Source organism: Affinundibacterium baiyunense, from assembly GCF_018139645.1.
GTDB classification, from domain to species: Bacteria; Pseudomonadota; Gammaproteobacteria; order Burkholderiales; family Burkholderiaceae_D; genus Undibacterium; species Undibacterium baiyunense.
Genome location: NZ_JAGSPM010000006.1, coordinates 71696 through 84540, shown reverse-complemented (window position 1 = coordinate 84540; position 12845 = coordinate 71696). Strand labels below are relative to the sequence as shown.

General features: G+C 43.9%; 18 protein-coding genes and 1 tRNA gene. 4 read left to right on the top strand and 15 right to left on the bottom strand.

Annotated elements, in window-relative coordinates; genetic code table 11:
* Window positions 1–198 precede the first annotated feature (198 nt).
* Window positions 199–402 carry a heavy-metal-associated domain-containing protein gene (locus KDM92_RS11130; RefSeq protein ID WP_212684445.1) on the top strand — a complete coding sequence of 68 codons (204 nt, stop codon included), beginning with the start codon at window positions 199–201 and terminating at the stop codon, window positions 400–402.
* A 64-nt stretch (window positions 403–466) separates the two neighbouring features.
* Here the strand turns inward: KDM92_RS11130 and KDM92_RS11125 are convergent, their stop codons facing one another.
* The 9 genes from KDM92_RS11125 to petA form a co-directional block, all read right to left on the bottom strand.
* Entirely contained in the window at window positions 467–1207 is a 741-nt protein-coding gene (locus KDM92_RS11125; protein ID WP_212684443.1) for an LrgB family protein, read from the bottom strand.
* A 1-nt stretch (window position 1208) separates the two neighbouring features.
* Entirely contained in the window at window positions 1209–1607 is a 399-nt protein-coding gene (locus tag KDM92_RS11120) for a CidA/LrgA family protein (RefSeq protein ID WP_212684441.1), read from the bottom strand.
* Window positions 1608–1682: 75 nt separating this feature from the next.
* A complete protein-coding gene (locus KDM92_RS11115; RefSeq protein WP_212684439.1) occupies window positions 1683–2444 on the bottom strand; it encodes a substrate-binding periplasmic protein in 762 nt (253 codons plus the stop codon).
* Window positions 2445–2737: 293 nt separating this feature from the next.
* A tRNA-Thr gene (locus KDM92_RS11110) sits at window positions 2738–2813 on the bottom strand.
* A 68-nt stretch (window positions 2814–2881) separates the two neighbouring features.
* Window positions 2882–3370 (bottom strand): ClpXP protease specificity-enhancing factor, encoded by a 489-nt coding sequence (locus KDM92_RS11105; protein ID WP_212684437.1) that lies wholly within the window; start codon window positions 3368–3370, stop codon window positions 2882–2884.
* 76 nt (window positions 3371–3446) lie between these two features.
* On the bottom strand, window positions 3447–4058 hold the full coding sequence (locus tag KDM92_RS11100; RefSeq protein ID WP_186891052.1) for a glutathione S-transferase N-terminal domain-containing protein: 612 nt from the start codon (window positions 4056–4058) through the stop codon (window positions 3447–3449).
* Window positions 4059–4153: 95 nt separating this feature from the next.
* Window positions 4154–4918: a cytochrome c1 gene (locus tag KDM92_RS11095; RefSeq protein ID WP_212684435.1), complete on the bottom strand. Its 765-nt coding sequence runs from the start codon at window positions 4916–4918 to the stop codon at window positions 4154–4156.
* Between the two features lie 25 nt (window positions 4919–4943).
* A complete protein-coding gene (locus tag KDM92_RS11090; RefSeq protein ID WP_212684677.1) occupies window positions 4944–6356 on the bottom strand; it encodes a cytochrome b in 1413 nt (470 codons plus the stop codon).
* Window positions 6356–6970: a ubiquinol-cytochrome c reductase iron-sulfur subunit gene (gene petA / locus KDM92_RS11085; RefSeq protein ID WP_189346202.1), complete on the bottom strand. Its 615-nt coding sequence runs from the start codon at window positions 6968–6970 to the stop codon at window positions 6356–6358. The genes KDM92_RS11090 and petA overlap by 1 nt, the downstream gene beginning before the upstream one ends.
* Window positions 6971–7325: 355 nt before the next feature.
* Between petA and mscL the strand changes: the two genes are divergently transcribed.
* Window positions 7326–7757 (top strand): large conductance mechanosensitive channel protein MscL, encoded by a 432-nt coding sequence (mscL, locus tag KDM92_RS11080; RefSeq protein WP_189346203.1) that lies wholly within the window; start codon window positions 7326–7328, stop codon window positions 7755–7757.
* A gap of 54 nt (window positions 7758–7811) precedes the next feature.
* On the opposite strand, the gene KDM92_RS11075 is transcribed toward mscL, so the two are convergent.
* Window positions 7812–8552: a Nif3-like dinuclear metal center hexameric protein gene (locus tag KDM92_RS11075; RefSeq protein WP_230408301.1), complete on the bottom strand. Its 741-nt coding sequence runs from the start codon at window positions 8550–8552 to the stop codon at window positions 7812–7814.
* Window positions 8553–8588: 36 nt separating this feature from the next.
* Here KDM92_RS11075 and KDM92_RS11070 point away from each other — a divergent pair, with 36 nt between their 5' ends.
* Entirely contained in the window at window positions 8589–9755 is a 1167-nt protein-coding gene (locus KDM92_RS11070) for a S1C family serine protease (protein WP_212684431.1), read from the top strand.
* Window positions 9756–9760: 5 nt separating this feature from the next.
* Window positions 9761–10438, top strand: a complete 678-nt coding sequence (locus KDM92_RS11065; protein WP_212684430.1) for a DUF2461 domain-containing protein — start codon at window positions 9761–9763, stop codon at window positions 10436–10438.
* Window positions 10439–10444: 6 nt separating this feature from the next.
* Here the strand turns inward: KDM92_RS11065 and tatC are convergent, their stop codons facing one another.
* The 5 genes from tatC to KDM92_RS11040 are packed head-to-tail and all read right to left on the bottom strand — an operon-like array spanning window position 10445 to window position 12788.
* The gene (tatC, locus tag KDM92_RS11060; RefSeq protein WP_230408300.1) at window positions 10445–11212 is read right to left on the bottom strand and encodes a twin-arginine translocase subunit TatC; all 768 of its coding nucleotides are present in this window, start codon (window positions 11210–11212) and stop codon (window positions 10445–10447) included.
* Window positions 11213–11243: 31 nt separating this feature from the next.
* Window positions 11244–11747: a Sec-independent protein translocase protein TatB gene (gene tatB / locus KDM92_RS11055; RefSeq protein WP_212684428.1), complete on the bottom strand. Its 504-nt coding sequence runs from the start codon at window positions 11745–11747 to the stop codon at window positions 11244–11246.
* Between the two features lie 26 nt (window positions 11748–11773).
* Window positions 11774–11983, bottom strand: coding sequence for a Sec-independent protein translocase subunit TatA (gene tatA, locus KDM92_RS11050; protein WP_212684426.1), 210 nt, complete (start codon window positions 11981–11983; stop codon window positions 11774–11776).
* 52 nt (window positions 11984–12035) lie between these two features.
* Window positions 12036–12395: a histidine triad nucleotide-binding protein gene (locus tag KDM92_RS11045; protein ID WP_212684424.1), complete on the bottom strand. Its 360-nt coding sequence runs from the start codon at window positions 12393–12395 to the stop codon at window positions 12036–12038.
* Between the two features lie 45 nt (window positions 12396–12440).
* Window positions 12441–12788 (bottom strand): phosphoribosyl-ATP diphosphatase, encoded by a 348-nt coding sequence (locus KDM92_RS11040; RefSeq protein WP_212684422.1) that lies wholly within the window; start codon window positions 12786–12788, stop codon window positions 12441–12443.
* Window positions 12789–12845: the final 57 nt, after the last annotated feature.

The window sequence follows — 12845 nt, the reverse complement described above, 5'->3', positions numbered from 1 at the left end:
TAAACCACCGCTTTGGTGGTCATCATGAAGCTGCTGATCAACGAATTATGGAGCAGCAGATTTCTGACATACGATCAGGATATAGCTTCCCATTATGGTAAGGTCAAGGAAAAATTGAGACTTCATGAGCGAGCGCAAGCAAAGCGCAGTCAGAACCACTACAATCATTTCATTCAAAAGCTTTTTAGGAGAATTTTCATGCCACGGTTTCAAGTAGAAGATATGACATGCAAGCATTGTGAAGCGAGCATCAGCAAAGCGATTCAAGAAGTCGATGCGCAAGCCAGCATCACGGTAGATCTCGCCGCACACTTGGTTACGATTAATTCCACACAATCAGACGCAGCGCTTGAAGTAGCGATTCGTGAAGCGGGTTTTACGCCCTTGCTACTGAATACTTAAATAGAGCGAAGTCAAATACAAAGTGAGATCTACCAAAGATCTCCTATGTATGTCGACATCGACACTATTTAAAAAAATAGTTCACAATCACTGGCACCAAGGTCGGTGCCAGTAAGGCAGTCAAAACACCATTCAAACCCATTCCTAAACCGGCGAAAGTACCAATTTCTCGGCTCACCTGAAAAGCACGTGCAGTACCAATTCCGTGCGCGGCTAAACCCAATGCAAAGCCACGAATCTCTGGCGAACTAATCCGCATCCAATTGAACAAATACCGTGCGACTAGCGCTCCAAATGCGCCTGTTAAAATGACGATGGCAGCAGCAATGGAGGGAATGCCACCAATCTTATCGGCAATGCTCATCGCGATTGGCGTTGTCGCCGACTTAGGACCAATTGATAGAGCTAACTCTTTCGAACCACCCATCCAAATAATAATAAAAACCGCGGAAATGATTGCAGTGATCGATCCGCACAATAAACCTATCGTTAAGGGCAAAAATCGACGCCGTAATTTTGGTAATTGACGTGCCAGCGGGATAGCCAACGCCACAGTCACTGGCCCAAGCATCAAATGAATCACTTGCGCTGAAGCGAAATACGTTTCATATGAAATGCCAACCGTGCTTAAAACGAGAATAATCATCGCGACCGCCATCACGACAGGGTTAGCGAGTGGCGAAAAATTGAACTTAGAAGATATCCATGTAGCCAACAAATAGGCAGATAGCGTCAAACAAATAGCGAGTATAGGAGAGTGCGCTAGATAATGCCAAACCGTTATGAAATCGAAAGCCGACCGCATATCATTGATCCAAACTGGATGGCGTTGATGGTTTATCTGCCATCACTTCATCTGTAGCTGGTGGCATCGAATTCATCAACCATCGCATACTGATAGCAGTGATAGCTAAGGTCAATAAAGTGCTGGAGATAATGGCAATCACAACGGCCAGCCAGTGCTGCATAACACCCGCTGCAGAGACCATAATGCCGACGCCAGCTGGAATAAAAAACAGCGACATATGCTTGAGGATATGGTGACTGGATTCCTCCACTTTTTCCATCAATCGCGGGGAGACAAGTAAAGCAAAGAACAACAGCACCATACCGATCACCGAGCCTGGAATACTCAACGCCAATCCCAAGGCAATGAGCTCTCCGACACATTGGAACAACAACAAAACGGCTAGAGTATAAAACATAGAAACTTATAATCTAAGAGACGTACAGACGCACGCGATATCAGTATGAGCTAGTACAGCTAAGGCAAATCTAACTCAATGTGCTTTGGTGTACTGCTGCACAATCAATTGAATTTTGCCATCGCGACGCAATTTGTCTACTGCATTTTGTAGTTTCTCAATCAAAATCGGATCTGAGTTGATATTCATACCAAAATACAAGGAACCAGCATCATAAAGCTTCATCAGCTTTACCAACTTATCGGCGCCAATATCAAACTGCTGTTGATTGACTGCCATACCAATTTCTGTATTGACGACAACATCAATCTGACCTGCTTTTAACATACGCATTTCATCTGTGTTTGAATTAAAGATACGTATCGCAGATGATGGGACACCGGCCTCCGTCAAATCGGTTAAGGAAGCTTCGGCACGAATCACTCCGACTCTAAATTTCTCCAAGTCTTTCATATGGTGAATTTTATCGGCGACTTCAGCGCGCGCGTAAATCCATGTCGTTCGAGGAAAAAGTGGCCCTATCCATACAAATTGTGCTTCACGCGTGGGAATACGTGCAATCGTATAGATAATGGTGTTTTTTGTTTCTTGTACCGTCTTATAGGCTCGCGTCCACGGCACAAGTTGAAATTCACACTGAAGATGCGCGTTATTGCAGGCAGCACGTAAGATATCTGTGGAAATTCCTGTAACTTGTTTTCCATTCAAAAAATTATACGGCGGCCATTCTTCTGTATAGGCCTTGATATCAATAGTTGAAGCAGCGACGCTATGGGCAAGCAAATATAGCGCGCCCAAGCAGCAAGACTTCCAAAATTTGGTTGGCGACAGTCGCATATAGAATCAATTCAGCCAATAAAAATAAGACTGAAACAAGAAAGGTCAATCCGAAAACCATTATGGCATAAAGCAGTATTGCCTTGTAGCACAACTCTGCGAAAGCACCCAACAAAACAACTTTACTGAGCCTGACTGGAAAGGGGACGAAACCTTGATGAAGATGCGAAATTCTAAAATCTAGAATCAACTATGTAAGGAGGAAATGCCGAAACAATGCTGAGTCGAATCGATTGTGCGGTGAAAATGCACAATAAAAAAGGGCTCACATTTCTGTGAGCCCTTAGTACTACTGGTGCCGGCTGCCGGAATCGAACTGGCTACCTGATGATTACAAGTCAACTGCTCTACCAAGTGAGCTAAGCCGGCGGAAATCGTTTCAATCTTTATTGCATCACTTTTGTTTTGCAACGAATCTCGAAGAACAAGATTATAGACTACTTTATGACTTTTAGGGAAGGTTTTTCTGATTTTTTTTGTGTTTCTTTTGATTCTTTTATTTCTTCCGCTTTTTCCACTTCAATCAAGGGCTTTTCTTCCCTTGCATTCACCGATGCCAAACCAATACTTGGTCGACTTGGCTCCGATGGTGGTGGTTCGGACATCAGCTCGTCTTCAACCGTATCAAAAACCATTCCTTGTCCATTCTCACTCGAAAAAATCGCCTGCACATTTCGCACAGGAATATAAATATCTCGTGATACGCCACCAAATCTGGCTTTAAAGCTAATGGCGTCATTATCCATTTTTAAACCGCTTGTAGCAGAAAAAGCGATATTCAAAACAATTTCACCTTTACGCACAAATTCCATCGGAACTTGTACAGCACCACTCACTTTTACTGACAAATACGGTGTAAACCCGTTATCCGTGCACCATTCGTAAATAGCACGTAACAAATAAGGCTTTGTAGAAATTTCTGACATGGACTTGAAATACCTTCTTGAGAATCATGAAAAAAACGACTAAGTGTGAACTTGCCTCACTTAGTCGTCTAATTCATTAACGACGCATTACTTTTTCAGACGGTGTCAAAGCTTCAATGTAAGCAGGACGCGAGAAAATGCGCTCTGCATATTTCAACAATGGTGCCGCTGTTTTGGACAAGTCGATGCCATAGTGATCAAGACGCCACAACAACGGTGCAACCGCAACGTCTAACATGGAGAACTCTTCACCCAACATGTATTTATTTTTCACAAACAAAGGCGCCAACTGTGTCAAGCGATCACGAATCTCTGCCCGCGCTTTATCCAACACTTTAGAAGAAGCATTGTTTTTCTCATTTTCCAGAGTATGCACATGCACGAATAATTCTTTTTCAAAATTAAACAGCATCAAACGCGCACGAGCGCGTTGCAATGGATCAGCGGGCATCAATTGTGGGTGAGGAAAACGCTCGTCGATATACTCATTAATGATATTCGATTCGTACAATACCAATTCACGCTCTACCAAAATCGGCACTTGGCCGTAAGGATTCATGGTTGAGATATCTTCTGGTTTGTTGAACAAATCAACGTCACGGATTTCAAAATCCATGCCTTTTTCAAACAAGACTAAACGGCAACGTTGAGAAAATGGGCAGGTTGTACCTGAGTAGAGAACCATCATTTTTATAGTTCCTTAAAAACGATTAGGGCGAGGCGCAAAAAGCGGACCTCACCCTGGGATGACACATCCGCTGAATCTCTCAGCGGACGACTAATTTACTTCACTTCTTTCCAGTAAGAGGCATTCAAACGCCATGCCAATGTTGCGAGCAAGGCCATAAACAAAACAACCCAAACGCCTAAACGCTTACGATCATTTTGTGCTGGTTCACCCATCCACTGCAAGTAAGCAACCAAGTCACCGACAGCATTGTCGTACTCGACTGCAGTCATTTTTCCTGGCGTTAAAGTCTCGAAGCCGACAAACTTGTGTTCCATTTTGGATGGATCATGTGCATCTTTAACTTCTTCGAATTTAGCACCGCGTACACCTTGCAACTCCCACAATGCATGTGGCATACCAACATTTGGGAACAACATATTATTCCAACCAGTTGGACGACTTTCGTCTTTGTAGTAAGTACGTAAATAGGTGTACAACCAGTCTGCGCCAGTACCAGCGCCAGATGCTTTAGCGCGAGCGATAACTGACAAATCTGGCGGAACAGCGCCGAACCATTCTTTCGCATCTTTTGCGCTCAAGCTTGTTTTCATCAATTCACCAATTTTTTCTCCGGTGAATAATAAATTGCTCTTGATTTGATCATCCGACAAACCAATATCGCGCAAACGGTTGTAACGCATGGATACAGCAGAGTGGCAATTCAAGCAGTAGTTCACAAACAATTTCGCACCATTTTGCAATGCAGATAAGTCGTTCGTACGTTCTGGAGCGCGATCCAATGGGAAGCTTCCACCGCTAGCCAGCGCTAAGGCTGGAGCAAATGCCAAGCTTAAGATCAGTTTTTTAAGTAATTTCATGCTAATTTTTCCTCGCTTAATCTGATCAATGCGCAGCAAAAGTTACGCGTTTTGGCACAATCTTAAATGTACCCATACCGCTCCACCAAGGCATCAACAAGAAGAAACCAAAGTAGATCAGCGCGCAAACTTGTGACACACGCTCACCCATTGGGGATGGCGCTTGTACACCAAGGTAACCCAGCACGATAAATGCGATACCAAACACGATGTACACGTATTTATGCCAATCAGGACGATAACGAATTGACTTCACTGGAGATACATCTAACCAAGGCAAGAACGCCAAGATCACAACAGAACCGCCAAACAATACAACGCCCCAGAATTTTGCATCTAGACCGAAAGGCATCATGCCGATAATTGCCAACAATGCGATCACTGCAATTGCGGCCTTAGTCATAAAGCCCAAAGAAGACTTCAACCAAATCAACGCAACATAAGCAGCAACACCAGCTTGAATCACATACAAGAACTCAGAAGTAGTTGCACGCAAGATGGAGTAGAACGGTGTGAAGTACCATGTTGGTGCAATATGTGGAGGCGTTTTTAATGAGTCAGCTGGAATAAAGTTATTGTATTCCAAGAAGTATCCGCCCATTTCTGGAGCAAAGAACACCACTGCTGTAAAGATCGTCAAGAACACAGTCACACCAAAAATATCATGGAAAGTGTAGTAAGGATGAGAAGGCACGCCATCAACTGGATGACCATCTGCATCTAAGTTTTCTTTGATTTCAATACCGTCTGGGTTGTTAGAACCAACTTCATGCAAAGCGATCAAATGCGCGACTACCAAGCCTAACAATACCAATGGAATAGCGATAACGTGGAATGCAAAGAAGCGATTTAATGTCGCATCAGAAACAACGTAATCACCACGAATCCACAATGACAAATCTGGGCCGATGAAAGGAATCGCACCAAACAAGTTCACGATAACCTGTGCACCCCAGTACGACATTTGTCCCCAAGGCAAGAGGTAACCGAAGAACGCTTCGGCCATCAAGCACAAGAAAATAGCGAAACCAAACAACCAAATCAACTCACGTGGTTTGCGGTATGAACCGTACAATAAAGCGCGAGTCATGTGCAAATACACAATGATGAAGAACGCAGAAGCACCAGTGGAGTGCATGTATCGCACCAACCAACCTGATGGAACTTCACGCATGATGTACTCAACAGAAGCAAAGGCTAAATTCGCATCTGGTTTGTAATGCATCACCAAGAAAATACCAGTCACAATCTGAATAACCAAAACCAGCATCGCTAAGGAGCCGAAGATGTACCAGAAGTTAAAGTTTTTTGGCGCGTAGTATTGACCCCATTGATCGTTCCACAATTTAGTCAGTGGAAAACGAGAGTCAACCCAATTTAATGCTTTCGCTGCGATAGGCGCATCGTCAGGAAGTTTTTTCTCAACAAATGCCATGATTAAGCCTCGCCTTTCTCATCTTTACCGATGATGATTTTGGTATCTGATAAAAACATATGCGGTGGCACGTCTAGATTTTGCGGTGCAGGTTTGTTTTTATAAACGCGACCAGCCAAATCAAATGTAGAACCGTGACATGGGCAGATAAATCCACCATCCCAATCATCTGGCAACGATGGCTGTGCGCCTGGCGTGAATTTGGAGATTGGTGAGCAACCCAAATGGGAGCAAATACCAACTGTCACCAAAATATCACTATGTTCTTTACGAGAACGTGTTTGTTTGTCGCAATACGCTGGCATATCCATCGTATAAGGCTTTTCAGACTTTGGATCTGCTACTTTTGCCTCTGTTTTTTTGAGACTTTCCATCATCTCTGGCGTGCGCTTTAAAATCCACACTGGCTTACCACGCCATTCTGTTGTCGTCATTTCACCTGGTTTTAATGTGGAGATATCCACTTCAACCGGTGCACCCGCCGCTTTTGCGCGCTCGGATGGCTGAAAAGTACTCACTAGTGACACCGCCGTACTGACACCCACTGCTCCACCTGCAACACAGGTAGCAACGAGTAAGCCGCGACGACTTGGATCGACCTGCTTTTCGATACTCATACAAACCCCAATCTATCAAAAATCAAACTTGACGAAGCACAACCCCACTTCTTACAACCTTAAATTATAAAGGAGCCGGAAGGTGAATTAAAGAAAAAGATGCTTTACAGACCGATTTAGCTTGTTTTTGCACCTAAATGACCCACATGCTACAAATTTTCTATGAAAAAATAAGCGAACCGTGGCGGCATGAACGGAGAATTACAACAAAACGATGCGCGATTCACAAGAATTGACAATATTATTCAAGTCGAAAGCGCTTTTGCGGATTATCATATTGCTGTTTTGCCATATTCTTAGAGCAAATACTTCACATTTGAATTAGATAAATCTAAAACTAGTTAGGGGAATTTTTATGGGCATGATGCAAGAATTTAAGAGCTTTGCGGCACAAGGTAATGTGATTGACTTAGCTGTGGGCGTTATTATTGGTGCCGCATTCGGTAAGATTGTCGATTCATTAGTTGGCGACATCGTAATGCCGGTTGTGGGAAAAATTTTTGGCGGCTTAGATTTCGCTAATTACTACTTACCATTAAATGGCCAAGCGGCGGATCTAACTTTAGCTGAGGCAAAAAAAGCAGGTGCGGTGCTCGCTTATGGTAATTTCTTAACGATATCTTTAAATTTCATTATCTTAGCGTTTATTATTTTCCAAATGGTACGCTTGGTAAATCTAATGAAAAAGAAAGATGCAGCTGATGCCGCAGCAGCACCTGCAGCACCACCACCAACGCCTGAAGATGTGATGTTGTTGCGCGAAATTCGCGATGCATTGAAAAAATAATTTACAGAATGAGGTTCTCAAAAAATGCCACCAATCTTGGTGGCATTTTCACAATTAAACTGGATTAGCGATGTCAACAAACTGATGTTGAATGCCAAATTCCCGCGCGATCATCTCCCCTAAGGCTTGAACACCATAACGCTCGCTGGCGTGATGACCACAAGCCAAATAGCTAACACCAGCCTCTCTGGCCAAATGCACGGTCGATTCAGAAATTTCACCGCTAATATAAACGTTTGCACCTGCGTCGATCGCCACGGCCAGCATATTCTGTGCAGCACCCGAGCACCAAGCAATCGTACCCACCGCTTGTTCTGCATCACCGATCACTAAGGCTTCGCGTCCTAATTTCGAAGAAATATGCGCTGCCAATTGTCCAACTTGAGAAATCCCAGCATCCATTGATTTTCCAAGCCAAGCTATATCATCCTCACCAAATCGCCCCGTCACTTCAAACCCAAAAAGCTGCGCCAATTGTGCATTATTGCCTAAACTAGGATGCGAATCTAAAGGAAGATGATAGGCAAACAGTGACATTTCGTGTTCTATTAAGGTTTTGAGACGCTGATATTTCTGTCCTACTACACGCATATCCTCGCCTTTCCAAAAATATCCGTGATGCACCAAAATGGCATCCGCTTCAAGCCGAACCGCTTCGTCTAAGAGCGCCTGACAAGCTGTGACACCAGTAATGATCTTCTTAATTTCTTTTCGCCCTTCCACCTGAAGCCCATTTGGGCAATAATCACGAAAACGTGCGACTTGCAATTCGTTCGCCAAAAATTGCGTCAGCATATTCCTATCGATTGATTTTCCTAACATATACTCCTCATGATGCGTCGTTTATGGCTGTTATTTGCGCAAACCGTTACTGTCGGCTTGGCACTGTGGTTTATTGTAACCAGCTTAAAGCCCAATTGGGTGCAGCAAGGCTTGGTAATTAATAAGAATGTGAGTTTGACTTCGTCGGCCACACTAAAAGAAGCACCAAGCAATAAGAACAATGCACCTGGCACCTATCATCTTGCAGCTAAGCGCGCGATGCCTTCGGTGGTGAATATCAGTGCGACACGTAGCTCAGGTAATAACAATCCTCTTTTGAATGATCCGTTTTTCAAACGCTTTTTTGGCGAGCAAGCCAAACCTAAAGCGGAACGCCCATCGAGTAGCGGTTCTGGCGTCATCATGAGTCCACAAGGTCATATTCTGACGAATAATCATGTCATCCAAGGTGCAGGCGCGATCGAAGTTGCCTTAGCGGATGGCCGACAAGCTACTGCTAAAGTGATTGGCACTGATCCAGACACCGATCTAGCGGTTTTGCAGATTGACTTAAAGGATTTGCCAACTATCACGCTTGGTCATTCAGAAGAAGCAAACGTTGGCGATGTGGTCCTCGCAATCGGCAATCCATTTGGCGTTGGTCAAACGGTTACGATGGGAATTATTTCTGCACTTGGCCGCAATAGCGTTGGCATCAACACCTATGAAAATTTTATTCAAACTGATGCGGCGGTCAATCCCGGTAACTCAGGCGGTGCTTTGGTGGATGCGAACGGCAATTTACTCGGCATCAATTCCGCGATTTACTCACAAAACGGTGGTTCGTTAGGAATCGGTTTTGCTATTCCAGTTTCAACCATCAAAATGGTGATGGAAGCGATCATTACAGATGGTCAAGTTGTTCGTGGCTATCTCGGCATTAGCCCTGAAGATATTACAGAAGAGATGGCGGAGAGCTTCAACATCAAACAAACCAAAGGCTCTATTGTTGCCGCAGTGGTGCGAGGTGGCCCGGCAGACCAAGCTGGCGTTAAACCTGGTGATATTTGTATTGCGATTGACGGCAAAGCGTTCTCCAATAGTCGTGAAATGATGAATCAAATCGCACAACTTAAGCCAAATTCTAAAGCCAAGTTGACGCTGGTACGACAATCAAACGAAATGCAATTAGATATCGTGGTCGGCAAACGTCCACCATTTAAACCGGAAGATTAATCACCATGCACGTCGCCGAACTCAGTCGATTTCTGTTTGAATTATCAGAGAATAACAACCGTGCTTGGTTTGTTATGAATAAACCGCGCTACGATATTTTGCGTGCGGAATTTTTACAAATGGTGACACGACTAATCCAAGAGCTAAGCAAATTCGATCCCGCGATCGCGCAATGTGATCCTAAGAAAGCCCTATTTCGGATCAATCGCGATGTGCGCTTTGGCAAAGATAAATCACCGTATAAAACTTATTTCTCCGCGTCGATTTTACCGAGTGGTCGCAAGAAACCCAGTGAAGGTGGCGGTCCCGCCTACTATTTTCAGATCAGCCAAGACAATCGTTTGTTGTTTGCAGTAGGCGAATATATGCCACCGTCAGATCGCTTAAAGAATATTCGTCAACATATCCTCGAAGATGAGACTGGATTCAAAAAACTGATCAAAAATAAAGCGATGAAAGACTGCTTTGGTGAGTTGCAAGAAGAAGGGAAATTGATACGACCACCTAAAGGTTTCGATCCTGAGCATGCTTTAATCGAGTATCTAAAACTCAAGAGCATGATGGTATGGACCGAAATTCCTTTAGAGGGCATGCTGTACGAAGACGTACACAAAAAATTATTAAGCGGATTTAAAACAGCACTCCCACTAGTCACTTGGTTAAGGGCTGCAAAATTTAGCTAGTGCAACTTAACTATCAGATGAAGATTCGGGTGCTTGCGTCGCTTTCACAAAAATCGGCGCAACAAATAAGCCTAATTCAAACAGCATCCACATAGGAATTGCCAACGCCAGTTGGCTAACAACGTCTGGTGGTGTCACGATTGCTGCAATGATAAATGCACCGACAATCACATACGAGCGTATCGCTTTTAGTTTCTCTACTGTCAGAAGCCCTGTGCGTACCAAAACGATCACCACGATCGGCACTTCGAAGGTCAAGCCAAAGGCCAAACACATCGACATAATGAAATCGAGATAGTTTTCGATATCGGGAGAAACGGTAATCGAGGTCGGCGCAAATTCGGCAATAAACTTAAATACGCGACCAAAAACAAAGAAATAGCAAAACGCCACCCCAGCAGCAAACAACACGGATGAAGAAATCACCAATGGTGCGATTAAACGCTTTTCATGCGCGTATAAGCCCGGTGCGATAAAGGCCCAAGCTTGATACAACACCCAAGGCAAAGCAAGCAAGAATGCCAATAACAAAGTCACTTTCATCGGCACCAAGAATGGCGAAATCACGCCGGTCGCGATCATCTTCGAACCTGCTGGTAAGGCTGCGATCATCGGCTGCGCCAGAAAATCATAAATCGCTGAAGGGCCCGGCCAAGCAAACAAGGCTGCACAAATAATGGCGACACCCGCACACGCCTTCACTAATCGATCTCTTAATTCGACCAGATGCGATATAAAGGTATCTTGCATACCTAAGAAATTATTATCACTCATGACATGCCCTTAAATAATTAATTGAGAGCATTTAGAAAAAACTCGATGAAGGGCTGCGATTGACACGATGCTTTGCCATCCGCGCCGCACCCGAAATGACCTGACTACGATGGCCATGTCGGCTCTTATACCAGTGAGGAATGTTAGAAGTCTTAGCGACTTTTCGGCGACGAAAATTCTTCGCCTTTTCAATCATCGCTTCATCTGAGGGAGACGCATAAGTATCATCACCAGCGTAAATAGAATTTGCAGATGGCTGCACTAATTCATTCAACTCTTGCTGGGCTTCAGAAAATTCCTTATGAATATCTTGCTCGAAATTTTGCGCCGCAGATTCAACTTCTTTCTGCATTTTGCGCAACTCTTCCATTTCGATTTCACGACTCACTTCGGATTTGACCTGACTGATATAGCGTTGCGCACGACCAAATAAGGTACCCGCCATGCGCGCCACTTTAGGCAATTCTTTGGGGCCAATTACTATCAAAGCTACAGCCCCAATCAAGGCGAGCTTGGTCAATCCGAGATCTATCATAAATCTGCTCTAACACCATCCGAAGATTAGTGTGTAGATTTATCCTTTGCATCGACATCGATCGTTTTTTGTTCATCGGCTTTTGGTGATTTCTCATCTTCACCTTTCACACCATCTTTAAAACCTTTAACGGCTTTACCCAAATCACTACCAACGTTGCCGAGTTTTTTAGTGCCAAATACTAAAACGACTACAACCAATACGATTAGCCAATGCCAAATACTAAATGAACCCATCATGCTTCCTTCAAGGCCGGAGCCAAAAATCAATCAATTAAAATACCGTAAATCACGCTAACTTCGCGCCACCAATCACATGCATGTGTAAATGATAAACAACTTGACCGCCGTTCGGTCCGGTGTTGATCACCGTTTTAAAACCACCCGACTTTGATCCATCTGCATGCTCAATATATGCACAAGCTTGTTGGGCTGCTAGCTTAGGAGCCAATTCCAACATTTTACCTAACAATACTGCATCTTCGGCACTCGCATCGGCCAAACTTGACAAATGCTTCTTGGGAATAATCAAGAAATGGACAGGTGCTGCAGGATTTATGTCATTAAATGCCATTAAATCATCATCTTCATACAAAATAGTTGCAGGAATTTGCTTCTCAACGATTTTACAAAAAATGCAGTTATCCATACTGTCCACTCAAAGATTGTTACAAAAAACCAAAATTGAAGCCTATCAATTTTGGGGACGAGCAGCTTTCTCTTCGATTCCAGAAATCCCTTCACGCCGTGCCAACTCATCCAGTACTTGTTGCGGATGCAAATTATACTGGGCTAACATGACAAGCGAATGAAACCAGAGGTCCGCGCACTCATACAATAAATCCGATGTATCGCCAGAAACGCGCGCATCTTTTGCCGCCATCACCGTTTCGGTCGCCTCTTCACCTATTTTCTTCAATATCGCATCATCGCCTTTATGGAACAACTTAGCGACATATGAGGTATCTGGATTGCCGCCATTGACCGCTTTACGGCTTTCAATCACTGCGGCGAGTTGATGCAATATAGATTCTTGAGTCATTGCGTAACGAAATTTACTTAGTTATTTATTTACTTGCTTATTAGCATGACTAAATAA

Bases quoted from the DNA above. Each gene is read 5' to 3' on its own strand.
- KDM92_RS11130 (WP_212684445.1), top strand. From the start codon at position 199: ATGCCACGGTTTCAAGTAGAAGATATGACATGCAAGCATTGTGAAGCG.
- KDM92_RS11125 (WP_212684443.1), bottom strand. From the start codon at position 1,207: ATGCGGTCGGCTTTCGATTTCATAACGGTTTGGCATTATCTAGCGCAC.
- KDM92_RS11120 (WP_212684441.1), bottom strand. From the start codon at position 1,607: ATGTTTTATACTCTAGCCGTTTTGTTGTTGTTCCAATGTGTCGGAGAG.
- KDM92_RS11115 (WP_212684439.1), bottom strand. From the start codon at position 2,444: ATGCGACTGTCGCCAACCAAATTTTGGAAGTCTTGCTGCTTGGGCGCG.
- KDM92_RS11105 (WP_212684437.1), bottom strand. From the start codon at position 3,370: ATGTCAGAAATTTCTACAAAGCCTTATTTGTTACGTGCTATTTACGAA.
- KDM92_RS11100 (WP_186891052.1), bottom strand. From the start codon at position 4,058: ATGATGGTTCTCTACTCAGGTACAACCTGCCCATTTTCTCAACGTTGC.
- KDM92_RS11095 (WP_212684435.1), bottom strand. From the start codon at position 4,918: ATGAAATTACTTAAAAAACTGATCTTAAGCTTGGCATTTGCTCCAGCC.
- petA (WP_189346202.1), bottom strand. From the start codon at position 6,970: ATGAGTATCGAAAAGCAGGTCGATCCAAGTCGTCGCGGCTTACTCGTT.
- mscL (WP_189346203.1), top strand. From the start codon at position 7,326: ATGGGCATGATGCAAGAATTTAAGAGCTTTGCGGCACAAGGTAATGTG.
- KDM92_RS11075 (WP_230408301.1), bottom strand. From the start codon at position 8,552: ATGCTGACGCAATTTTTGGCGAACGAATTGCAAGTCGCACGTTTTCGT.
- KDM92_RS11070 (WP_212684431.1), top strand. From the start codon at position 8,589: ATGATGCGTCGTTTATGGCTGTTATTTGCGCAAACCGTTACTGTCGGC.
- KDM92_RS11065 (WP_212684430.1), top strand. From the start codon at position 9,761: ATGCACGTCGCCGAACTCAGTCGATTTCTGTTTGAATTATCAGAGAAT.
- tatC (WP_230408300.1), bottom strand. From the start codon at position 11,212: ATGAGTGATAATAATTTCTTAGGTATGCAAGATACCTTTATATCGCAT.
- tatB (WP_212684428.1), bottom strand. From the start codon at position 11,747: ATGATAGATCTCGGATTGACCAAGCTCGCCTTGATTGGGGCTGTAGCT.
- tatA (WP_212684426.1), bottom strand. From the start codon at position 11,983: ATGGGTTCATTTAGTATTTGGCATTGGCTAATCGTATTGGTTGTAGTC.
- KDM92_RS11045 (WP_212684424.1), bottom strand. From the start codon at position 12,395: ATGGATAACTGCATTTTTTGTAAAATCGTTGAGAAGCAAATTCCTGCA.
- KDM92_RS11040 (WP_212684422.1), bottom strand. From the start codon at position 12,788: ATGACTCAAGAATCTATATTGCATCAACTCGCCGCAGTGATTGAAAGC.